This is a genomic window from Aquabacterium olei (assembly GCF_003100395.1).
In the GTDB taxonomy this organism is placed as follows: domain Bacteria; phylum Pseudomonadota; class Gammaproteobacteria; order Burkholderiales; family Burkholderiaceae_C; genus Aquabacterium; species Aquabacterium olei.
In genome coordinates this window covers 1321656-1343552 of record NZ_CP029210.1, presented here as the reverse complement: position 1 = coordinate 1343552, position 21897 = coordinate 1321656, and the positions used below count along the sequence as shown (strand labels likewise).

Sequence of the window (21897 nt, the reverse complement as noted above, 5' to 3'; positions counted from 1 at the left end):
TCAGTTGTTCACCCAGCCGCGCAGCAGCGTGGCCATGGCAAGCGGGTTCTCTCGGGCCATCTTGCGGGCCTCTTCCAGGCGGGCGTCGATGCCCGGGGCCTCCAGCGCCGCCACGGGCAGGCCATCCTCGCCAATGACCTCGCCCGGGCGGAGCTTCACCCCTTCAGGGCCTTCCAACGCCGGCAGCTCGTTGAGGTCGTCGACCACGGCACTGAGCTTGGGCTGCTCATCGGCCGGCTCCGGCGGCAGCGGACGGGCCGCCTTGATCGCCGGGCGGATGGCCCCGAACACCACGATCAGCGCAGCCAGCGCCAGGCCCAGCGGCACCGCCAGCGTGCGGATCATGTCCTGCGTCTGCGGGTCCTTCCACAGCGAGACTTCCTGCGGCTCTTCCTTGGTGATCTGGAACGGCGTCGTGATCAGCTTGACCGAATCGCCCCGCTTCTCGTCGGCCCCGATCGCCTCGCGCACCAGCGCCGTCAGCTTGTCCAGTTCTTCCTGCGAGATGGCCTCGGTCGTGGTCTTGCCCTTCGCGTCGGTCACGCTGCGGTGGTTCAGCACCACGGCTGCATTCAACCGACGGACATTGCCCGTGCTGTTGCGGATCACGCGCACCGTGCGGTCCACCTCGTAGTTGGTCACGTTCTCGCGGCGGCTCGTGCCTCCGGTGGCGCCCTGCTGCGCGGCCCCCAGCGGCTGCGAAGCCCCGTTGACCGGCGCCGTGGCGGGCACCGGCGGCTGGTTGGTGGCCGCACCCGGGATGCCCGACGGCGTGTTGTTGCCCTGCCCCACCTGCTCGCTCGACTGCTGGCTGCGGATGGTGGCCTGGTTGGGGCCCTGATTCGGCTTGAACTCCTCGGCGGTCTGCTCCACCTGAGAGAAGTCCACCTCGGCCGTCACCTGAGCGCGGAGGTTGTCGCGGCCCACCACCGGCTCCAGGATGTCACGCACACGCTGCGTGAAGTTGGATTCGATCTGGCGCACGTACTGCAACTGCTGGGCGTCCAGCCCGGCCTGCGCCGACTCCATGCCTTCTTTCGGGCCCGACAGCAGCGAACCGCTCTGGTCGACCACACTCACGGCCTTTGGCGACATCTCCGGCACGCTGGACGACACCAGATGCACGATGCCGGCGATCTGCGCCTTGTCGAGCGAGCGCCCCGGCAGCAGCGTCAGCACCACCGAGGCCGACGCCTTCTGCTGCTCGCGGAAGAAACCGTTCTGGTTTGGGAGCGCCAGGTGCACCCGCGCGCTCTCCACACCCGACAACGCCTGGATCGAGCGGGTCAGCTCGCCCTCCAGGCCCCGCTGGAAGTTCAGCCGCTCCTGGAACTGCGTGACGCCGAACTTCTGGTTCTCCATCAGCTCGAAGCCCACCACCGAGCCCTTCGGCAGCCCGGCCGACGCCATTTTCAGGCGCAGGTCATGCACCTTCTCGGCCGGCACCATGATCGCGCCACCGCCCTCGGTGTACTTGTAAGGCACCTGCATCTGCTGCAGCTGCGCAATGATCGCGCCGCCGTCCTTGTCGGACAGATTGGAATACAGGACGCGGTACTCGCCCTCGCGGCCGGCCAGCAGCATCGCGATGAAGATGGCCACCAGCGCGGCAATGCCGCCGCCCAGCATGAGCTTGCGCTGCATGGGCAGGGCCATGATCCGCTGGACAAAGCCAGGCGGCGTGCTGTCCACCACCTCGGCGGGCGGGACAACGGCGGCAGCAGATGAGGGGGCGACAGTGACTTCCATGAGCGTCTGGTCGGGGGGCCCGACATCGTCGAGACACGATGCCGTAAACCCACTGGAACACGCCCATTATTCGAAGAGGAGGCGGGGAAAAGTGCCGGGAACAGCCGCAGAAATGCCAAGCACTTCCCCGCTTCTGTTGCAGCCAGCCTGCGTAGGATGGCCAGCGTGGTGAATGGCATCACGCCCTAATCTGCTTTTCGGCACATGGATCTCAAACTGAAGCCCTTCGATTTCGCCCAGGCCGCCGCCAAGGCTGGCATGGCCGACGTCGCGCGCCGGGTCGAAGCCAAGACCCGCGCCGAAGCCGCACAGGGCAGCGGTGCCGTCGAGAAGCCCAGCTTCCAGACCGCTCTCACCGGCGCCCTGGGCTCGATCAGCAAGGCGCAAGCCACGGCCACCAACCTGCAGCGCGAGGTGCAGTTCGACAACCCCACCGTCAGCCTGGAAGAAACCATGATCGCCATGCAGAAGGCGCAGCTGGGTTTCCAATCTGCTGTCCAGGTGCGCAACAAGCTCGTTCAGGCGTACACGGATATCATGAACATGCAGGTCTGAGCCGCCCTCCGGCTCGGCTGCTGCCGGGCCCCGCGCCTCCTGCCATGCAACCCTCCGTCCGCCCCCTTCCTCTGGGTCCGCTGCTGCTATGCAGCGCGATCGTCGTCACGCTCTCCATGGGCATCCGCCACGGTTTCGGCCTGTGGCTCCAGCCCGTCATCATGGCGCACGGCTGGCAACGCGAGGACTTCGCCCTCGCCATGGCACTGCAAAACCTGATCTGGGGTGCCTCCGGTCCCTTCGTGGGCTGGTGGGCCGACCGCACCGGCGCCACCCGGGTGCTCTGGACGGGGGCCGCGCTGTACGCCCTGGGCCTGCTGGGCATGGCCACCAGCTCCGACCTCCTGTTCTTCAACCTCAGCACCGGCGTCACCATCGGCCTGGCCCAGGCCTGCACCACCTACGCCGTGGTCTACGGCGTCGTCGGCCGCCATGTCTCGGCCGAGCGCCGCTCCTGGGCCATGGGCCTGGTCGCCGCGGCCGGCTCCTTCGGGCAGTTCCTGATGGTGCCCGTCTCGAGCTGGCTCATCCAGAACCTCGGCTGGTCACAGGCGTTGATGGGCCTGGCCGTGTCTGCCTTGCTGATCGCCCCGGCCGCATTCGGCCTGCGCGAGCAACGCCTGCCCGCCACGCCCGCAAGCCCGGGCAGCCCGCCCACGACCGCCCCCTCGACCGGCCCGGTCGGCGCCATGGCCGCCCTGCGTGAAGCCTTCCAGCACCGCGACTACCTGCTGCTCACCGCCGGCTACTTCGTCTGCGGCTTCCAGGTCGCCTTCATCGCCGTCCACCTGCCCAGCTACCTGAAAGACAACCAGCTCGCTCCTGAAGTGGCCACCACCGCGCTGGCCCTCATCGGCCTGTTCAACATCTTCGGCACCTACTCGGTGGGCCTGCTGGGGCAGCGCCTGCGCAAGAACCACATCCTGGCCGCCATCTACCTGCTGCGCGCCATCGTGATGGTGCTCTTTCTGATGACCCCCCCCACGCCGCTCACCGTGGGCGTGTTCGCCGCCACCATGGGCGCGCTGTGGCTGTCCACCGTGCCGCCCACGAACGCCGTGGTCGCCCAGATGATGGGGGTGCGACACCTCTCGATGCTGGGGGGCACCGTCTTCTTCTCCCACCAGATCGGCTCCTTCCTGGGCGTCTGGCTGGCAGGCCGTCTCTATGACGCGACCGGCAGCTACAACGTCGTCTGGTGGATCGCGATTGCGCTGGGCCTGGTGGCGTTCGCCCTCAACCTGCCGATCCGCGAGCACCAGCAGCCGGCGCGACGGCTCGCCAGCGCCTGATTCCGTACCCGAGCGATGACCACGCCCCGCCCCCTCCCGCAGCCCCCTGCCAGCGGCCCGCCCGCGTGGCTCAGGGTGCTCGGCTGGGCCGTGGCCCTGGCCGCCCTGGCCGGCGTGTTCCTGCTCTACACCCGCGCCGATCTGGTGGTCGACCTGGCCAACCAGCTCTGGACCTGTTTCTGAGCGCCCCCATCGCGCCCCGCCCTCGTTTCACCGCGGTCTTCTCCCGAAAGACGGCGGTCGATGGCTGATTAGAATGGCAGGATTGAAGGAAGCACCATGACAACCATTTCCGGCAGCATCGTGGCGTTGGTCACGCCCTTTCATGAAGATGGCAGCGTCGACTACGACAGCCTGCGCAAGCTCATCGACTGGCACATCGCCGAAGGCACCAATGTGATCGGCGTCGTCGGCACGACCGGCGAGTCGCCCACCGTGTCCGTCGACGAACACTGCGAGATCATCCGCGTGGCCGTCGAACAGGCCAAGGGCCGCGTGCCCATCATGGCGGGCGCCGGCGCCAATTCCACGCGCGAGGCGATCGAGCTGTCCGAGTTCGCCAGGAAGGTCGGCGCCGACTGCACGCTGCAGGTCGTTCCTTACTACAACAAGCCCACACAGGACGGCATCTACGCCCACTTCAAGGCCATTGCCGAAGCGGTCGACATCCCCGTGGTGCTCTACAACGTCCCCGGTCGCACCGTGGCCGACATGTCGCCCGAGACGGCACTGCGCCTGGCCCAGATCCCCGGCGTCATCGGCATCAAGGAAGCCACCGGCAACATCGATCGCGCAGCATGGCTGATCCGTCAGGCCCCGAAGGGCTTCTCGGTCTACTCCGGTGACGATCCGACCGCCTTTGCGCTGATGCTGCTCGGCGGCCACGGCAACATCAGCGTGACGGCCAACGTCGCCCCGCGCGCCATGGCCGACCTGTGTGCCGCCGCGATGGCCAAGGACGCCGCCCGCGCCATCGACCTGCACATGAAGCTGCTGCCCCTGCACAAGCAGCTGTTCTGCGAGCCCAACCCGATCCCGGTGAAGTGGGCCCTCACGCGCATGGGCAAGGTTGGTGGTACGCTGCGGCTGCCCCTGACCGAGCTCACCGCCGGCGGCCAGCAACTGGTCGAATCTGCGCTGCGCGAATCCGGGGTGCTGTAACTCACCCGACGTCCGGGCACGGTCGTCCTCGCACGGCCTGCCCGGCCTCATTCCCTCCATCCATGTCGATCCACTCCCGTCACCCGACCACGCTTGCACTGGGCGCGACCCTCTCCGTCGCACTGCTCACCTCCGGTTGCTCTGCCCTTGACAACGCCTTGTCCGGTGACAAGGTCGACTACAAGACCAGCGGCGCCAAGACGGTGAAGCTGGACGTGCCGCCCGACCTGAGTCAGCTGCCCGGACAATCGCGCTACGGCCAGGTCGCCACTGGCGCCGTCTCGGCCACGAGCATGGCGCGCAACACCGCGCAGGCCGAAGCGGCCGTCGCACCGGGTGCCGCAGTGGCCCCCAACACCCAGGGCGTGGTCAAGCTCGAGCGCCAGGGCCAGAACCGCTGGCTGGCCGTCGCCCTGCCGCCGGAAAAAGTCTGGGACGAAGCCGAGGCCTTCTGGGAAGAGATGGGCTTCGAGCTGGCCACCAACCGCCGTGACATCGGCCTGATGGAAACGTCCTGGGCCGAGAACCGCAAGAAGGTGCCCGAAGGCGGCATCCGCAACCTGCTGGGTCGCGTGTTCGAAGCGCTGTACGACACGGGCGAGCGCGACCAGTACCGCACCCGCATCGAACGCGCCGCAAACGGCACGACCGAGGTCTACATCACGCACCGCGGCATGATCGAAGAGTACGTCGACGCCCGCAAGGAGCAGACGACCTGGAAGACCCGCCCGAGCGACCCCGGCCTGGAGGCCGAGATGCTGTCGCGCCTGATGGCGCGCCTGGGCGCGCCGAAGGAAACCGTCGCCGCGGCCCGGACCGAAGCGGGCGCCGCCCCGGCCGCTCAGCCCGCCGACTCGAAGACGGCGCGGGTGGCATCCCTCGCCGCCAATGGCACCAGCCTCACCGTGGCCACCGACTTCGACACCGCCTGGCGTCGCGTCGGGCTGGCGCTCGACCGCAGCGGCTTCACGGTCGAGAACCGGGATCGCAAGCTGGGCATCTACGAGGTGCGGCTGTCCGACACCGATCCGCAAGCCAAGAAGCCCGGGTTCTTTGCGCGCCTGTTCGGCAGCGACAAGAGCCAGACCGAGGGCCTGAGCCGCTACCGCGTCGAGGTCTCTGGCGAGAGCCGCACCCAGACGCAGGTGCGGGTGACGGACGAAAAGGGCCAGGCCGCCAGCGGTGACACCGCCCGCCGCATCGCCAAACAACTGGCTGACGAACTGAACTGACCCATGAGGCGGACGCTGTCCGTCGCCTCAACAAAAAACCCCGATCGGGCCATGCCCGAGTCGGGGTTTTTTGTTGACACCGTCATGCAGATCCGGCGCGAAAAGGCAGGCCTCTGGTTAACCCTGCATGAACGCGGTGCATGCAACGCCCAGCACCGTCGCGTACCCTGAAGCACAGCGACATATGAACGAAAAAAAGCCGCTCCGAAGAGCGGCTTTTCAGCACAATCGAACCGAAATCAGTTCGAAGCAGCAGCCGAAGCGGCCGAAGCAGCTTCCGGAGCCGAAGCGACTTCCGAAGCAGCTTCCGGAGCCGAGGCAACTTCCGGAGCCGAAGCGACTTCCGAAGCGGCCGGGGCGGCTTCAACAGCGGGTTCTTCTTTCTTACCGCAAGCGGCCAGGGCCATGGCAGCGATCAGCGAAGCCAGCAGGAGCGACTTTTTCATGCTTGTGTCCTCAAAGGAGTGTCAATTAAAACCGAGGTATTGGAACTGTGCAAAGCCCACAGTCCCATCTTGAAACGAGACAAGGGCAAAGGATGCATCGCAGCGGTTTTCCTCTGCGCCACATTCAATCAAGGATTATAGGGTCTCTACGATCATTCCCTAGAGGCCCAGGGTGGTAGGAGGCAGCGCCTCCGACGAGCGTTGCAAAATTACGTCAAGTTCAGCCCGCCAGGTTGCCAGACGGGCCTTGTCGCGGGACCACAGCCCCGTGCCATGACGCAAGTCCAGAATCTTGAGCCCGATCATCCCGTCCAGCAGAAATATCGGGTGCACTTCGTCTCGCAACGCCTCGGGCGCCCGCAGACAGGTGATGCGGTGGGACCAGGTGCCTCGCCACTGCGCCCAGCGCGGATGACGTCGGGGCAACGCGTCGAAGTCGCCCCCCAGCAGCGTCAAGCGCTTGCGCCCGCCGGTCACAGCCCACTCGTGCCACGCCGCCATCACACTGCGCTCGCCCAGCGGCCAATGGGCAAAGTCCCTGTCGGCCACCCAGACATCCGAGGGTGAGGCGGCCAGCATGGCCATCGCAGCACGAAAGCGGTCGCCCGCATCGCGCCATCCGTCGATCCGACCGGTGTCGTGCCCTTCAGCCACGTGCATGGCTTGCCTCCTTACCGTATCAGCCCATCGGATGCAGCCAGCCGTCCTCCGACCACTGGTGCAGCAGCTCGCGCAGGGCGTCGCTCGCCTGGGCCACCGTGCGGGCATCCAGCCAGCGCTGGTCGGCCAGCAGACGCAGATGCCGCGCGTCCTTGCCGGCCGCACGCCACGATTCGCCGTTGGCGAACACGCGCTTGTCGTCGTAGACCATGCGGGTCCGCGCGTCCAGGCGCACGCCACAGCCCTCCGGGAGCGGCTCGCCCGGGTGGAACCACACGCGCGGCTTGGGCTCGGTCATGATCTCGCCCAGCGCCGTGCGCAAGGCCTCGGGGTCCTTCAGCGCGCGGGCCACGGCGTCGGCTGCAAAGTCCTGCAGCGACGCCGGCACCCGCCCCGGCGTGACGGTGGCGGGCTGACCCGGATCCCTGTACAGCTGTGGCTTCTCGGGGCTTTCCATGCCCTCCATCCAGCGGATCAGCACCTCGCGCGCCAGTTCGGTCGCCTCCGGCACGCGGAACCCGATCGAGCAGGTCATGCACTCGCCGCCCTCCGCAATGCCATCGTGGGCCCAGCGCGGCGGCAGGTACAGCATGTCGCCCGGCTCGAGCACCCATTCTTCTTCTGGCTCGAAGTGCGTGAGGATCTTGAGCGGCACGTCCGGTTGCAGCGAAGCGTCCTTCAACGGCCCGATGCGCCAACGGCGGCTGCCGTGCACCTGCAGCAGGAACACGTCGTACGAGTCGAAATGCGGCCCCACTCCGCCCTGCTCCGTGGCGTACGAAATCATCAGATCGTCCATACGGGCGTCCGGCACGAAGCGGAAACGTTGCAGCAACTCGGTGGCCGCGGGCACGTGCAGGTCCAAACCCTGCACCAGCAGGGTCCAGCCGGGCTGGGTCAGCGGCGGCAGTTGCCGGCGCGTGAACGGGCCGTGCGACAGGCGCCAGCCGACGTCGGTGTCGACCGCGGCCTTGCGTGCGCGCGGCTCGGTGCCAGGCAGGCGCTGAACAATGAGGCGCGACTCGACCTCTTCCTCGGCGGCCAGGGCAAAGAGCGCCGCACGGTCGACGGGCGGCTTGACGCCCGGCACCGCCTGGCGAATCAGCAGCGGCTTCTTCTGCCAGTAGCGGCGCATGAAGGTCTGCGGGCTGATGCCGCCGAGCAGCGGGGTCGGGGCGTCGATGTCGATGGCGGCAGGCACGGCGGCGTGCGCGGGGGCGGGTTGTCTAGGCATGCCCGGGATTGTGCGCCGAGTGCCGCGCTTCGGCATCTGCGCAGGCTCAAGTCACCGGCGCGCGGCGCTCAGCGGCATCGGGCATGAGATGATCGCGGGATGATCATTTCTTCTCCGTGCGTGGTGAGCCTGACGTGGCGTCTTGAAGATGCCCAGGGCCGGTTGATTGACGAGCTGCAGGAACCGATGGAATTCCTGGTCGGCGGCGAGGACCTGCTCGCCAAGGTCGAAACCACCCTCATCGGCCAGAGCGAGGGCTTCGAGGCCCACCTGTTTCTCGAGCCCGAACACGCATTTGGCGACTACCACGCCGAACTGGTGTTTTTCGAGTCACGCGACATCTTCCCCGATGGCGTTTCCGAGGGCATGCAGTTCGACGGCCCGCCGGCGGGCAGCACGACCCCGGATCTGCCCAAGGACGCGATCTACACCGTCACCGAGGTGTACGACAGCCACGTGGTGCTGGACGGCAACCACCCGCTGGCCGGCATCGCGCTGCGCCTGTCCCTGAAGGTGTGTGACGTGCGCACCGCCACCGAAGAAGAGGTGGAACAGGGCTCGGTCTCGTCGTCCCTGTTCAGCCTGGCGCCGCCGTCTGCCCCGCCGGGCGAGACGCTGCACTGAGCGCTCAGCCCCGCCCTGTCGAGCCGAAACCGCCTTCCCCCCGCGTGGAGGCCTCGCCGAACTGCTCGACCTGGCGGAAGGCCGCCTGCACCACCGGCACGATCACCAGCTGCGCGATGCGCTCCATGGGCTGGATCGTGAAGGCGGCCTGCCCACGGTTCCAGCAGCTCACCATCAGCGGGCCCTGGTAGTCGGAGTCGATCAGGCCGACGAGGTTGCCCAGCACGATGCCGTGCTTGTGGCCCAGCCCCGAGCGAGGCAGGATCATGGCGGCCAGCCCCGGGTCGCCCAGATGGATCGCCAGACCCGTCGGGATCAGCTCCGCCTGCCCGGGCTGCAGCACCACCGGCTCGGCCAGACAGGCCCGCAAGTCAAGCCCGGCGCTGCCGGCCGTGGCATACGCCGGCAAGGCGTCTGCCATGCGGGGATCAAGAATGCGGACGTCGACGGTGGTCATGCGGTGCGGTTCGAAAGGCGTTGAGAGAGTTCCTGCATCAGGATGCGGGCGAGCGTGAGCTTGTCGGCCTGGCTGCCATCGGCCGGCAGGGCGTGGTGCGAATCGGCGTCGACCACCAGCAGGCTGTTCTCGTCACGCCCGAAGGTGGCCGGCCCCAGGTTGCCGATGATCAGCGGGATGCGCTTGCGCTGCAGCTTGGCGCGCGCGTGGGTCAGCAGCTGCTCGCTTTCTGCAGCAAAACCCACGCAGTACGGTGCGCCGGGCAATGCGGCCACCGCAGCCAGGATGTCGGGGTTCTCCGTCAGCGCGAAGGTCGGGGCCACTTTCTTGCCTTCCTTCTTGATCTTCTGGTCGCTCTGCGTGGCGGGACGCCAGTCGGCCACGGCGGCGGTGGCGATGAAGACCTCGTGCTGTGCCGCCGCGGGCAGCACCACGTCATGCATCTGCTGTGCTGTCATCACGTCGATGCGGCGCACGCCCCGCGGCGTGGGCAGGTGCACCGGGCCCGCCACCAGTGTGACTTCCGCACCCGCCTCCTGAGCGGCGCGGGCCAGCGCAAAGCCCATCTTGCCGCTGGAATGGTTGGTGATGCCCCGCACCGGGTCGATCGGCTCGAAGGTGGGGCCTGCGGTGATCAGCACCTTGCGGCCCGCCAGCACCTTGGGCTGGAAGTGGGCGATCACGGCGTCGCGCAGCGCTTCAGGTTCCAGCATGCGGCCGTCGCCCGTTTCGCCACAGGCCTGCTCGCCGCAGCCGGGGCCCAGGATGACCGTGCCGTCGGCCTGCAGGGTGGCCACGTTGCGTTGGGTGGCCGGGTGCGACCACATTTCGCGGTTCATGGCGGGCGCCACCAGCAAGGCGGTGTGCTCACGCGGGCGGGCGAGACAGGTGAGGCTCAACAGCTCGTCGGCGCGACCGGTGGCCAGGCGGGCCATGAAGTCGGCACTGGCCGGCGCGATCACGATGGCATCGGCCTCGCGCCCGAGGTTGATGTGCGCCATGTTGTTGTCGGGGCGCGCATCCCACTGGCTGGTGAAGACGGGTCGGCCCGACAGGGCCTGGAAAGTGACCGGGGTGATGAAGGCCTCGGCGGCCTCGGTCATGACGACCTGGACGGTGGCGCCGGCCTTCACGAGCAGGCGGACCAGTTCGGCCGACTTGTAGCAGGCGATGCCGCCGGTCAGGCCGAGCACGATGTGCCGGCCGTGAAGCTCATTGCGATCTGACATGGCCGGGACTCTATCAGGCCCCGGCCCTCAGGACGGCCCGGCCTGCACCGGGACCCGCGCAAAAACAGGGTGGTCTCAGCGCGCCACGCCCACAGCGTTCAGCTGGTTGCGATAGGCGCTGGGCGACAGGCCGGTCCAGCGCTTGAACGCAAAGGTGAAGGCGCGTCGATCGGAGAACCCCAGCTCGGTGCTGATGGACTCCATGCTGATGGCCCGGCGCTTGAGCATCACGCGGGCGCGGTGCAGCTTGGCCTCAGACTGGATGTCGACGTACTTCATGCCTTCGGACTGCAGCCGGCGCTGCAGCGTGCGTGGGTGCAAGCCCAGCGCCGACGCAGTGGCATCCAGCCCCTCACGCAGCAGCTCGGGACGGCGCTCGAGCGCCCAGCGCACCTCGTCCACCACGCGGCGGGTGCCGCCCTCCTGGCTCAGCCGGCGCTCGATCATCTGGCGAGCGCGGGTCAGCACCTGAGGCACGGGCGTGCGCAGCGGCGCGTCGAGCCAGCGGCGGTCCATCACCAGCGCATCCATGCCTTCGTCGAAGAACACCGGCACGCGGAAGTGGTCGTTGAACTCCTGGGCGTAATCCGGCTTCGGGCCCGACACCCGCACGGACAGCAGCCACTGGGGCTCGCGGGTCGCGCGGGTGATCAGCTGGTAGACGGCAGCCAGCATCACCTCACGCACCGGGGCCAGCTTGGCACTGTCGGCATGGGGCACGGTCATCTCGACGCGAAGATGGGCTTCGGCGTTGAACTCGTCAAGGCGCAGTTCCATCCAGGGGGTCAGCAACTCGCGGGCCCAGCCGGCCAGCTCGAGGATGTCGCGCACCGTGGAGCACGATGCGATGAAGGCATCGAATTCGGCGTAGTGCTCGAACACGAAGCAGTCACCCAGCACGAAAGGGAAATGCCGGCCCTTGGCGCTTTCCACGCAGCGCGAGAAGGCCTTGAGCAGGACATCCGGGCTGACGCGCATCTGCGCCTGCAGTTTGTCATGCGGGCCGATGCCGGCTTCTGAAAGCGCCTGTTCGACCGGAAAGCCGCAGACGGACGCGGCCTGACGCCAGCTCCCGAGGGCCGGCAGGGGAACGGACGACAAGGTGGTGCGGGGAGCTTGCGTGACTTGCATGGCAGTCCTGTTCAGGTCGATACAGTAAGGTCGGGTGGTATATCTGACAACGAAAACCACCAGATTCAGCGTCGTTACAGAGGGCGCCGAACGGCTTTTCCGTGTGTCTGAATTTAGGCCCTGCCCCGGTGCCAGCCAAGGAATTTTGCGCGCCATTTCGGAGCAAAAGGCGCCAATCCCCCCATCCCAGTGGCCCGGATCACGTCATCGGTACCCGGTGGTTTCCCTCGGTGCGGGACAAATCGCGCAAAACAAAGGGCCCTCCAGGGGCCCTTTCGACTACGCGTGTTACAAGATCACCCGGCCGTGTTTTCACACCTGGCGTTCGCGCCAAGCGCTCGGTGTGCATCCCTCCCAGCGCTTGAACGCGGCCGTGAAGGCCCGCCGATCCGAGAAGCCGAGGCGCACGCTGATGTCGTCGATCGACACTTCGCCGCGCCTGAGCCATTCACACGCCAGTCGATGCCGCATGCGCGCCTGGACCCCCAGGTAGCTGTCGTTCTCGTCCTTGAGGCGCCGTTGCAAGGTGCGCGGGTGAAGGTTCAGGCGGTCGGCCATGTCTTCCACGCCCAGCGCCAGCAGCGTGGGATCGCGTGCGATCAACTCCTCCACCTCGGCGGCCACGCCCTGGCGGCGCGTTTCCTTGCCCAGGCGTTGCTCGGCAAGCTGCTGGGCCTGCTGATGCAGGGCCGGAAACGCCCCTTCCAGCTGCACGTCCAGGGCGTGCCGGTCGAACACGAGGGCGTCTTCCTTCTGCCCGAAGCGGACCATGCCCTCCGGAAAGAACGCGCGCATCTGGGCGGCATGCGGCGTCGCATCCTCCGCGATCTTGAAACGCACCTCGCGAAAGTTCTCTTCGTGGCCCACGAGGTTGCGGCCGAACTTGCGCACGCACGCCATGATCGCGTGGGACACGAGGTGCAGCGGCAAGCCGAACCGGCCGATGTCGGGCACGGGCACGTCGAAGCCGATGACAACGCGGGCTTCGTCGCCCTGCTCTTCCAGCTCGATGGTGATCCAGGGCAGCACCACCTTGCGCGCCATCTTGGCGGCATTGAGCGCGTCGCGCAGCGTGGGGCTGGTGGTCAGCAGCGTTTCGAACTCGGGCAGCGATTCGAAGGCGAATGTGTCGCCCAGCACCAGCGGAAAGTACTTGTCCGGCGACATCGCGACGCACTGCTCCAGCACGGACACCATCTGCAGCGGCGAGACCCGCGCCTCTTCGAGGCGGATCAGGTCGATGGTGATGCCCGCTTCCTTGAAGAGCGGCTGCACGTTGAAGCCGCACTTGGCCGCGGCCTTGATCCAGCTCGAGAGCATGAACAGCGGGATGGGCCGGATGCCCAGCGCCTCGAGCATGGCTGGTGGAAGGGGAATACGCATAAACGAAATCGGCACACTCCCAATGAGTGTGCCGAAGTCTAACCAGTTCGGAGGACGGGCGTCGGGGAATCCGTCAGCGCACCAGGGCAGCGCGCATCAGCTCGCTGGCCTCGACGGGGTCGCGGTTGACGCTGAAGGCCGACAGCCATTGGTCGTAGCCCGGCTGCTCGGTTTCCTGCCAAGGGTGGAAGCCGACACGGTAGTACGGGAAGTAATGCCGCACCAGGGGCGCCAGCAGGCCGGACGGCTTGAGCAGCCACCACATGCCCTTGGCGTGCATCTTCCGGCGCTCCCACCACGAGAACCCGTCCATCTTCAGCATCTGGTCACAGAAGTAGTGGATGGTGAGCGGGAACATCACCGTGGTGTGCAGCATGGCGGCAATGCGCTTGGCGTAGCCGACCTTGGCGTAGTCCTCCATCACGTCGTAGGCCACGCCCTTGTGCTCGACTTCCTCGATGGCGTGCCAGGCGTACATGGCGCGCACGCGCGGGTCCGCCTCCTTCATGATGTCGCGCTGGTCGAACAGCGTGTGCGCCCCAATGGACGTGAAATGCTCGAGCGCGCAGGTGATCGCCAGCGTGTAGCCGCGGCTGAAGCGTCCCCGGTAGTTGGTGAACAGCAGGTCGTCCAGCCACTTGGTGAGGCGGTCGACATCGATGCCCTGCTGGCGCAGCCGCTCGTTGTACTGGTTGTGCACCATGCTGTGCTGAGCTTCCTGGCGGTTGAAGCCCTTGATCTCGTCGAGCAGCTGGCGGTCCGAGATCTGGTCGCGGAAGTCGCGCACGCAGGTCATGAAGAACTTCTCGCCGGGCGGGAAGATGATCGACATGGCGTCGAACAGGCGCGTCTTGAACGGGTCACCGCCGAACCAGTACTTGGGGATGTCGGCGTGGTCGAGCTGGAAGTCGAGGCGCTCGCGCGGCACGATGGGGTGCATGGCAGGGTGCTTCGTGGTCATGTCATGCCTCTCTGGCGTGATGAAGTGCAATACCTGGATTCTGAAAAATGACCCTGCTGGCACACAGGATGAGGCGTGACAGCAAGGTTTCCGCTGCGACATGTGCAGGCAGGGACTTTCCCTGATGGCGCGCTTGCCCCCTTGGCGGCGCCGCAAAAAAAGAAGGCCCCGAAGGGCCTTGAATCGCAATAGGAGCGAGAAGAGAAGCGTGGGGATCAGAGCGCGAGCGCCATGCGGGTCTGCTCGCTGGCCTTGACCGGGTCGCCGCTGGCGTTGAAGGCTGCGAGCCACTGGTCGTAGCCAGGCTGCTCGGTCTCCTGCCAGGGGTGGTAGCCCGGCTTGTAGTACTGCCAGTAGGCCTTGGCCATGGGCTGCAGCAAACCGCCCGGCTTGAACATCCACACCAGGCCTTTGGCCGACAGCTTCAGACGCTGCCACCCCGTGAAACCGTCCTGCTTCAGCAAGGCGTGCTGGACGTAGTGAATCGTGACCGGGAACATCACGGTGGCATGCACCAGCGCCCAGATGCGCTTGAAATAGCCGACCTTGGCGTAATCCTCCATCACGTCGTAGGCCACACCCTTGTGCTCCACCTCTTCGATGGCGTGCCAGTTGTACATGGCGCGCACCCGGGGATCGGCGTGCTTCATGATGTCGCGCTTGTCGAACAAGCTGTGCGCAATGATGGACGTGAAGTGCTCCAGCGCCGAGGTGACGGCCAGGTTGTAGCCCTTGCTGTACTTCGACCGGTAGTCGCGGTTCAGCATGTTGTCCACATAGGCCGTGAGGCGATCGACGTCCACGCCCTGCTTGCGCAGGCGGTCGTTGTCCTGCCGGTGCACCATGCTGTGTTGCGCTTCCTGCAAGTTGAAATCCTTGATTTCCTGCAGCAGCTTGGGATCGGAGATCTGGTCGCGGAAGTCGCGCACGCAGTTCATGAAGTACTTCTCGCCGGGCGGGAAGATGATCGAAAGCGCGTCCCAGAAGCGTGATTGAAAGGCGTCGCCGCCCATCCAGTATTTCGGAATGTCGCCATCCAGACCGAACTGCAGCTTCAGGCGCGGCACGATCGGGTGCTTGGCGGTGGCTTTGGTCGTTGCGGTGCTCATGTGCGTCCTCAGGAGGGGTTCTTGTTAGTCCTTACTTTAGGAAAATGGGCGCCTGCACAACAGGATGCTGTGCGACCCGAAGGATTCCTACCTGACAAATTGCCGCATCGCCGGCGGTTCAAACCCGCTTCAGCATGAAAAAAGCGCCCCGCAGGGCGCTTTGTGATCCGGCCGGAGACGCCGGTGGCATCAGAGGCGATCGGCCACCCAGGCCTGCACGCCGGCCAGGGCCTGCGGCAGCGCAGCGGCGTCGGTGCCGCCGGCCATGGCCATGTCGGGCTTGCCGCCGCCCTTGCCACCCACCTGCTGGGCGACGAAGTTGACCAGCTCGCCGGCCTTGACCTTGGCCGTCGTGTCGGCCGTCACGCCGGCAGCCAGCTGCACCTTGGCGCCGTCCACCGCTGCGAGCACGATGGCGGCCGTCTTCAGCTTGTTCTTGAGCTGGTCCATGGTGTTGCGCAGCGTGGCGGCGTCAGCGCCTTCCAGGCGGGCCGCCAGCACCTTCACGCCCTTGATGTCGACCGCCTGGGCCACCAGTTCGTCCCCCTGGGCGGAAGCCAGCTTGCCCTTGAGCGCTGCGATCTCCTTCTCGAGCGCGCGGATCTGGTCCTGCGAGGCGGCCACGCGGGCCGGCACGTCATGCGGCGTGGCCTTCAGCAAGGCAGCCAGCCCGTTGACCGTGCTTTCCAGCTTCTGCGTGTAGGCCAGGGCGTTGTCGCCGGTGATGGCTTCCACGCGGCGCACGCCGGCGGCCACACCGCCTTCGGCCACGATCTTGAACAGGCCGATGTCGCCCGTGCGCTTGACGTGGGTGCCGCCACACAACTCCTTCGAGGAGCCGATGCTCAGCACACGCACGGTCTCGCCGTACTTCTCGCCGAACAGCATCATGGCGCCGCTCTTCTGGGCGTCGTCCAGGGCCATGACCTGGGCCTGCGCGTCGGCGTTGGCCAGGATCTCGGCGTTGACCAGGGCTTCGATCTCGCGGATCTCCTCGTCGGTCAGCGGCTGGCCGTGCGAGAAGTCGAAGCGGGTGCGGTCCGGGGTGACCTGTGAGCCCTTCTGCTGCACGTGCTCACCCAGCACCTCGCGCAGGGCCTTGTGCATCAGGTGGGTGGCGCTGTGGTTGCGCACCGTCTTGGCACGCAACTCGGCATCGACCTTGGCGTTGAGGGTGTCACCCACCTTGACGGCGCCTTCGACCACGCGGCCGTGGTGACCGAACACATCAGCCTGGATCTTGAGCGTGTCCTCCACCACGAAGCGGCTGGTGGCGTTGCGCATGTCGCCGCTGTCGCCGCACTGACCGCCGCTTTCGGCGTAGAACGGCGTGTGGTCCAGCACGATCACGGCGTCGTCGCCGGCATTGGCCTGCTGCACCGATGCACCGTCGACGTAGATGGCGGTCACGGTGGCGGCTTCGCGGGCCAAGTGGTCGTAGCCGTGGAAGGTGGTGGCAGCGCCGCTGTACTCCAGCCCGGCGGCCATCTTGAACTTGCCGGCCGCACGGGCCTGCTCGCGCTGGCGGGCCATGGCGGCATCGAAGCCGGCCTGGTCGACGGTGACGTCGCGCTCGCGGCAGACGTCGGCGGTCAGGTCGACCGGGAAGCCGTAGGTGTCGTGCAGCTTGAAGGCGGTTTCGCCATCGATGACCTTGGCACCCGTGGCCAGGGCGCCTTCCAGGATTTCCATGCCGTTGGCAATGGTCTGGAAGAAGCGCTCTTCCTCGGTCTTCAGGACCTCAGTGATGCGCTTTTCATTGGCGCGCAGCTCGGGATAGGCCTCGCCCATCTCGGCCACCAGGGCCGCGACCAGCTTGTGGAAGAACGGGGTGCGGGCGCCCAGCTTGTAGCCGTGGCGGATGGCACGGCGCGTGATGCGGCGCAGCACGTAGCCGCGGCCTTCGTTGCTGGGGATGACGCCATCGGCCACCGTGAACGAGCAGGCGCGGATGTGGTCGGCGATCACCTTGAGCGACGGGCTGTTGGGGTCGAAGCCCTCGCCGCCCGACGCCGTGACGGCCTCGCGGGCTGCGGCCAACAGGTTCTGGAACAGGTCGATCTCGTAGTTGCTGTGCTTGCCCTGCAGCACCGTGGCGATGCGCTCCAGGCCCATGCCGGTGTCCACCGAGGGCTTGGGCAGCGGGTGCATCACGCCGTCTTCGGTGCGGTTGAACTGCATGAAGACGTTGTTCCAGATCTCGATGTAGCGGTCGCCGTCTTCGTCCGGGCTGCCCGGGGGGCCGCCGGCGATCTCGGGACCGTGGTCGAAGAAGATCTCGGTGCACGGGCCGCAGGGGCCGGTGTCGCCCATCATCCAGAAGTTGTCGGACATGTAGCGGCCGCCCTTGTTGTCGCCGATGCGCACGATGCGCTCGGCGGGCACGCCCACCACCTTGTTCCAGATCTCGTAGGCCTCGTCGTCTTCCTGGTAGACGGTGACCCACAGCTTGTCCTTCGGGAGCTTGAAGTGCTCGGTCAGCAGCTCCCAGGCGTAACTGATGGCGTCCTTCTTGAAGTAATCGCCAAACGAGAAGTTGCCCAGCATCTCGAAGAAGGTGTGATGCCGCGCGGTGTACCCGACGTTGTCCAGATCGTTGTGCTTGCCGCCGGCGCGGATGCACTTCTGCGACGTGGTGGCGCGCGTGTACGGCCGCTTGTCAAAGCCCAGGAACACGTCCTTGAACTGGTTCATGCCCGCGTTCGTGAACAGCAGGGTCGGGTCGTCACCGGGCACCACGGGGCTGGACGCGACGATGGTGTGGCCTTTGGACTCGAAGTACTTCAGGAAGGTCGAACGGATCTGGGCGGCTTTCATCCGGGGTCTTTCTCTTAGGGCTGGGCGCCGGGGCGGCGTGCAACAGCAATCCACCTCGCGGGCAGGGCTCAGCGAAGCCCCTGATTATAGATTTCGGGCTGCCGCCTATGATGGCCCGCCATCAAGACCTGTCACGGAGCCACACCATGGATGCCATCGCCTCGCCCCTGGCCTCACTGCAAGACCCGACGCTGCTGAAGACCCAGGCCCTCGTCAACGGCCAGTGGGTGGACGGCTCCAGCCGCTTCGCCGTGCACGACCCGGCCACGGGCGCCCTGCTGGCGGAGGTGGCCAACCTCGGGGCCGCGGAGACCGAGCACGCGATCGCCGCGGCCAACGCGGCCTGGCCGGCCTGGCGCGCCCTGACGGCCAAGGCCCGGGGCGCCATCCTGATGAAGTGGTTTCACCTGCTGCACCAGCACGCCGACGACCTGGCCCGCATCATGACCGCCGAACAGGGCAAGCCCCTCGCCGAGTCGCGCGGTGAGGTGGGCTACGGCGCCTCGTTCATCGAGTGGTTTGCCGAAGAGGCCCGCCGCGCCTACGGCGAGACCATCCCGACCACCGACCCGACCAAGCGCTATCTGGTGGTGCGCCAGCCCGTGGGCGTGTGCGCGGCCATCACACCGTGGAACTTCCCGATTGCGATGATCACGCGCAAGGTGGCCCCGGCCCTGGCAGCCGGCTGCCCGGTGGTGATCAAGCCGGCCGAGGCGACCCCGCTCTCGGCCCTGGCGGTGGCCGAGCTCGCCTTGCGCGCGGGGATGCCGGATGGCGTGCTGAACGTGATCACGGCCGATGCGCAGCGCTCGATCGAGGTCGGCAAGGTGCTGTGCGCGAGCGACACGGTGCGGCACCTGTCGTTCACCGGCTCCACCGAGGTGGGCCGCATCCTGATGCAGCAGTGCGCCCCCACCGTCAAGAAGCTGTCGCTGGAGCTGGGCGGCAATGCGCCCTTCATCGTGTTCGACGACGCCGACCTGGATGCCGCCGTGGAAGGTGCGCTGGTCAGCAAGTACCGCAACGCCGGCCAGACCTGCGTGTGCGCCAACCGGCTGTACGCCCAGGCCGGCATCTACGAGGCCTTTGTCGAAAAGCTGGCCGCGCGGGTGGCCGAGATGAAGGTGGGCAATGGCTTCGAGCCCGGCGTGGTCCAGGGCCCGCTGATCGACGCCGAAGCGCTGAACAAGGTCGAAACGCTGATGGGCGATGCCCTGGCCAAGGGTGCGCGCGTGCTGACCGGCGGGGCGCGGGCCAGCGTCGCGGGGGGCGCGTTCTACCAGCCCACCGTGCTGGCCAATGTGGATGCCAGCATGCGGATGGCGCGTGAAGAGATCTTCGGGCCGGTGGCGCCGGTCTTCCGCTTCGAGAGCGAAGCCGATGCCGTCCGCATGGCGAATGACACGGAGTTCGGGCTGGCGAGCTACTTCTACAGCCGCGACGTGGGCCGCATCTTCCGGGTCAGCGAGGCGCTGGAGTACGGCATGGTGGGCGTCAACACGGGGTTGATCTCGACGTGCGAAGTGCCGTTTGGCGGGGTCAAGCAGTCAGGGCTTGGGCGTGAAGGCGCGCGCCAGGGGCTGGATGACTACCTGGAGACCAAGTACGTGTGCCTGGGCGGGCTGGATCGCTGAGTCGGCCCTAACACACCCGCCGAAAAGCAGAACGGCGACCCGAGGGTCGCCGTTGTCGATTCTGGAGCGGGTGATGGGAATCGAACCCACGTATCAAGCTTGGGAAGCTGGCGTTCTACCATTGAACTACACCCGCGTGTGCGACGCATTCTAGCGCAGCCACTGCGCGGATTGAGGCACACTCTCGTCCTTTCGTCCGACGCTGTAGCGAACGCGCATGTCTTCCAGTGATCCCACCCTGCCCGCCTCGGCCGACGAGGCCCAGCCCGCCGCCGACGCGGCCAGCGAGCGCCCTGAACATCCCCGCACCATCCGGAGCTACGTGATGCGCGCCGGACGCACCACGGAGGGCCAGGCACGCGCCTTGAGCGAACTGGGCCCGCGCTTCGTGCTGCCTTTCGCACAGCAACCGCTGGATCTGGCTGCAGCGTTCGGCCGCACGGCACCGGTGGTGTTCGAGATCGGCTTCGGGATGGGTGACGCCACGGCCAAGATCGCCCAGACCCTGCCCGACACCGACTTCATCGGCTGCGAGGTGCATGAACCCGGCGTGGGCGCCCTGCTCAAGCAGATCGGCGAACGGGGGCTGACCAACCTGCGCATCGTTCAGCACGATGCCGTGGAGGTGCTGGAACACATGATCCGCCCCGGCTCGCTGGCCGGCGTCCACATCTTCTTCCCTGATCCGTGGCACAAGAAGCGCCACCACAAGCGCCGCCTCATCCAGCCGCCGTTCGTGGCGAAACTCGTGCAGCACCTGACCCCAGGCGGCTACCTGCACTGCGCCACAGACTGGGAACCCTATGCCCAGCAGATGCTGGAAGTGCTGTCGGCCGAGCCCACCCTGGAAAACACGGCGCAAGGCTACGCCGAGAAGCCGGCCTACCGCCCGCTGACCAAGTTCGAAAACCGCGGCCTGCGCCTGGGCCACGGCGTGTGGGACCTGGTCTTCCGCAAGCGGGGTTGAAGCGGGCACCGCGCCCGAGCCCCGGCAGCGCGCGGGCTCACCAATGAAAAACGCCCCTCGCGGGGCGTTTTCTCTTTCAGGCAGAGCGCATCACTCGCTGAACTTGTAGTCGGTCTTGGCCTTGGCGCGCAGATCGTCGCGGAACTTCGCCAGCTTGGCCTGGGCCTGACGCTGCATCAGCTGGCCCTTGACCTCGTCGAACGACGGGAACTGGGCGGTGCGCACGTCTTCCAGCTTGATGATGTGGAAGCCGAACTGCGACTTCACCGGGGAGTCGGTGACCTGGCCCTTCTGCAGCTTGGTCATGGCCTGCGAGAACTCGGGCACGTAGTTGCCGGGGTTCGCCCAGTCCAGATCGCCACCGTTTTCAGCCGAGCCCGGATCCTTCGAGTTCTTCTTGGCCAGGTCTTCGAACTTGGCGCCGCCCTTGATCTGTGCGATCAGGGCCTTGGCCTCGTCTTCCTTCTCGACCAGGATGTGGCGAGCACGGTATTCCTGGCCACCGTTGGCGGCCTTGATCTTGTCGTACTCGGCCTTGGCTTCAGCTTCGTCCGGCTTGTTCTTCTTCTCGAAGTCCTGGAACAGGGCACGGATCAGGATGGACTGGCGCGCCAGTTCCATCTGGGCCTTGTAGTCGGCCGAACCCTGCAGACCGCGGCGCTCGGCTTCCTGGATGAAGATCTCGCGCAGCACGACTTCGTCCTTGACCTTCTGCTCCAGCTCGGGCGAACGCTCTTGCGGAGGCTGGCCGGGCTGCTGGGGTTGCTTCAGGATCTGTTCGATCATGGCCTCGGCACGCGCCTTGGGCACAGCCTTGCCATTGACGATGGCGATGTTTTGCGCGAACACCAGCGGGGCGGCCAGCGTGAGCGATGCAGCCAGCGCGGCAGCCTTGGCGATACGAGAGGTCTTCATGGTAGGAGCGGAACGCTTTCTTGAATGGAATTCAGACGGGCTCGGCCTTGATCGCCAGAGCGTGAATCCCATGGGCGATCAGATTGCGCAGGGCATCATACACAAGGCGGTGGCGTTGAACGTGAGACAGTCCGTTGAAGCAACGCGCCTTTACCTGCACCGTGAAATGCGTGCCGCTGGACGCCCCGCTGGAGCCCGCATGGCCGGCGTGCGCGAGGGAATCGTCCACCACCTGAAGGGATTCGGGCTCGAGGGCGGCGCGCAGCACGGCCTCGATCTGCTCGGCGGTCACGGGAAAGGCGTTGTCTTGGCTCATGGCAGGTTCTTCAGCGGATACGGCG

Annotated in this window: 21 protein-coding genes and 1 tRNA gene; 8 read left to right on the top strand and 14 right to left on the bottom strand. The window is 66.7% G+C overall.

All coding sequences use genetic code 11. The features are described 5' to 3' along the window. Positions 1-1749 carry a flagellar basal-body MS-ring/collar protein FliF gene (gene fliF, locus DEH84_RS06025; protein WP_109035678.1) on the bottom strand — a complete coding sequence of 583 codons (1749 nt, stop codon included), beginning with the start codon at positions 1747-1749 and terminating at the stop codon, positions 1-3. Between the two features lie 204 nt (positions 1750-1953). Between fliF and fliE the strand changes: the two genes are divergently transcribed. From fliE to bamC, 5 genes are all read left to right on the top strand, one after another. Next, positions 1954-2304, top strand: a complete 351-nt coding sequence (fliE, locus tag DEH84_RS06020) for a flagellar hook-basal body complex protein FliE (protein WP_109035677.1) — start codon at positions 1954-1956, stop codon at positions 2302-2304. A 44-nt stretch (positions 2305-2348) separates the two neighbouring features. Beyond that, positions 2349-3596 (top strand): MFS transporter, encoded by a 1248-nt coding sequence (locus DEH84_RS06015; protein ID WP_109035675.1) that lies wholly within the window; start codon positions 2349-2351, stop codon positions 3594-3596. Positions 3597-3611: 15 nt separating this feature from the next. Further along, on the top strand, positions 3612-3779 hold the full coding sequence (locus DEH84_RS19235) for a hypothetical protein (RefSeq protein ID WP_170119671.1): 168 nt from the start codon (positions 3612-3614) through the stop codon (positions 3777-3779). Positions 3780-3875: 96 nt separating this feature from the next. Further along, a complete protein-coding gene (gene dapA / locus DEH84_RS06010; protein ID WP_109035673.1) occupies positions 3876-4757 on the top strand; it encodes a 4-hydroxy-tetrahydrodipicolinate synthase in 882 nt (293 codons plus the stop codon). Between the two features lie 62 nt (positions 4758-4819). After that, positions 4820-5989 carry an NlpB/DapX family lipoprotein gene (gene bamC, locus DEH84_RS06005; RefSeq protein ID WP_109035671.1) on the top strand — a complete coding sequence of 390 codons (1170 nt, stop codon included), beginning with the start codon at positions 4820-4822 and terminating at the stop codon, positions 5987-5989. 239 nt (positions 5990-6228) lie between these two features. Here bamC and DEH84_RS06000 read toward each other — a convergent pair whose 3' ends face one another. The 3 genes from DEH84_RS06000 to DEH84_RS05990 all read right to left on the bottom strand — a co-directional run bounded on the left by DEH84_RS06000 (position 6229) and on the right by DEH84_RS05990 (position 8284). After that, positions 6229-6435: a hypothetical protein gene (locus tag DEH84_RS06000; protein ID WP_109035670.1), complete on the bottom strand. Its 207-nt coding sequence runs from the start codon at positions 6433-6435 to the stop codon at positions 6229-6231. A gap of 159 nt (positions 6436-6594) precedes the next feature. Beyond that, on the bottom strand, positions 6595-7095 hold the full coding sequence (locus tag DEH84_RS05995; protein WP_109035668.1) for a hypothetical protein: 501 nt from the start codon (positions 7093-7095) through the stop codon (positions 6595-6597). Between the two features lie 19 nt (positions 7096-7114). Continuing rightward, a complete protein-coding gene (locus DEH84_RS05990; protein WP_109038242.1) occupies positions 7115-8284 on the bottom strand; it encodes a JmjC domain-containing protein in 1170 nt (389 codons plus the stop codon). Positions 8285-8428: 144 nt separating this feature from the next. Here DEH84_RS05990 and DEH84_RS05985 point away from each other — a divergent pair, with 144 nt between their 5' ends. Beyond that, the gene (locus DEH84_RS05985; RefSeq protein ID WP_109035666.1) at positions 8429-8953 is read left to right on the top strand and encodes an FKBP-type peptidyl-prolyl cis-trans isomerase; all 525 of its coding nucleotides are present in this window, start codon (positions 8429-8431) and stop codon (positions 8951-8953) included. A 4-nt stretch (positions 8954-8957) separates the two neighbouring features. Here the strand turns inward: DEH84_RS05985 and dut are convergent, their stop codons facing one another. From dut to alaS, 7 genes are all read right to left on the bottom strand, one after another. Continuing rightward, positions 8958-9410: a dUTP diphosphatase gene (gene dut / locus DEH84_RS05980; RefSeq protein ID WP_109035664.1), complete on the bottom strand. Its 453-nt coding sequence runs from the start codon at positions 9408-9410 to the stop codon at positions 8958-8960. Beyond that, the gene (gene coaBC, locus DEH84_RS05975; RefSeq protein WP_109035662.1) at positions 9407-10639 is read right to left on the bottom strand and encodes a bifunctional phosphopantothenoylcysteine decarboxylase/phosphopantothenate--cysteine ligase CoaBC; all 1233 of its coding nucleotides are present in this window, start codon (positions 10637-10639) and stop codon (positions 9407-9409) included. The genes dut and coaBC overlap by 4 nt, the downstream gene beginning before the upstream one ends. 75 nt (positions 10640-10714) lie before the next feature. Next, positions 10715-11770 carry an AraC family transcriptional regulator gene (locus DEH84_RS05970; RefSeq protein ID WP_159098882.1) on the bottom strand — a complete coding sequence of 352 codons (1056 nt, stop codon included), beginning with the start codon at positions 11768-11770 and terminating at the stop codon, positions 10715-10717. A gap of 312 nt (positions 11771-12082) precedes the next feature. Then, on the bottom strand, positions 12083-13153 hold the full coding sequence (locus DEH84_RS05965; protein WP_109035658.1) for an AraC family transcriptional regulator: 1071 nt from the start codon (positions 13151-13153) through the stop codon (positions 12083-12085). Between the two features lie 73 nt (positions 13154-13226). Further along, positions 13227-14114 carry a metal-dependent hydrolase gene (locus DEH84_RS05960; RefSeq protein WP_159098881.1) on the bottom strand — a complete coding sequence of 296 codons (888 nt, stop codon included), beginning with the start codon at positions 14112-14114 and terminating at the stop codon, positions 13227-13229. Between the two features lie 215 nt (positions 14115-14329). Next, positions 14330-15223: a metal-dependent hydrolase gene (locus DEH84_RS05955; protein ID WP_109035654.1), complete on the bottom strand. Its 894-nt coding sequence runs from the start codon at positions 15221-15223 to the stop codon at positions 14330-14332. Between the two features lie 189 nt (positions 15224-15412). Further along, entirely contained in the window at positions 15413-18040 is a 2628-nt protein-coding gene (alaS, locus tag DEH84_RS05950; RefSeq protein ID WP_109035652.1) for an alanine--tRNA ligase, read from the bottom strand. Positions 18041-18186: 146 nt separating this feature from the next. Here alaS and DEH84_RS05945 point away from each other — a divergent pair, with 146 nt between their 5' ends. Further along, on the top strand, positions 18187-19674 hold the full coding sequence (locus DEH84_RS05945; RefSeq protein WP_109035651.1) for an NAD-dependent succinate-semialdehyde dehydrogenase: 1488 nt from the start codon (positions 18187-18189) through the stop codon (positions 19672-19674). A 62-nt stretch (positions 19675-19736) separates the two neighbouring features. Here the strand turns inward: DEH84_RS05945 and DEH84_RS05940 are convergent. Beyond that, positions 19737-19810 (bottom strand) — tRNA-Gly (locus DEH84_RS05940). An 81-nt stretch (positions 19811-19891) separates the two neighbouring features. Here DEH84_RS05940 and trmB point away from each other — a divergent pair. Beyond that, positions 19892-20641 carry a tRNA (guanosine(46)-N7)-methyltransferase TrmB gene (gene trmB / locus DEH84_RS05935; protein ID WP_109035649.1) on the top strand — a complete coding sequence of 250 codons (750 nt, stop codon included), beginning with the start codon at positions 19892-19894 and terminating at the stop codon, positions 20639-20641. Positions 20642-20731: 90 nt separating this feature from the next. Here trmB and DEH84_RS05930 read toward each other — a convergent pair whose 3' ends face one another. Beyond that, positions 20732-21556, bottom strand: coding sequence for a peptidylprolyl isomerase (locus DEH84_RS05930; protein WP_109035647.1), 825 nt, complete (start codon positions 21554-21556; stop codon positions 20732-20734). Positions 21557-21587: 31 nt separating this feature from the next. Continuing rightward, complete coding sequence (locus DEH84_RS05925) at positions 21588-21872, bottom strand: BolA family protein (RefSeq protein WP_109035645.1); 285 nt, start codon at positions 21870-21872, stop codon at positions 21588-21590. Positions 21873-21897 lie beyond the last annotated feature (25 nt).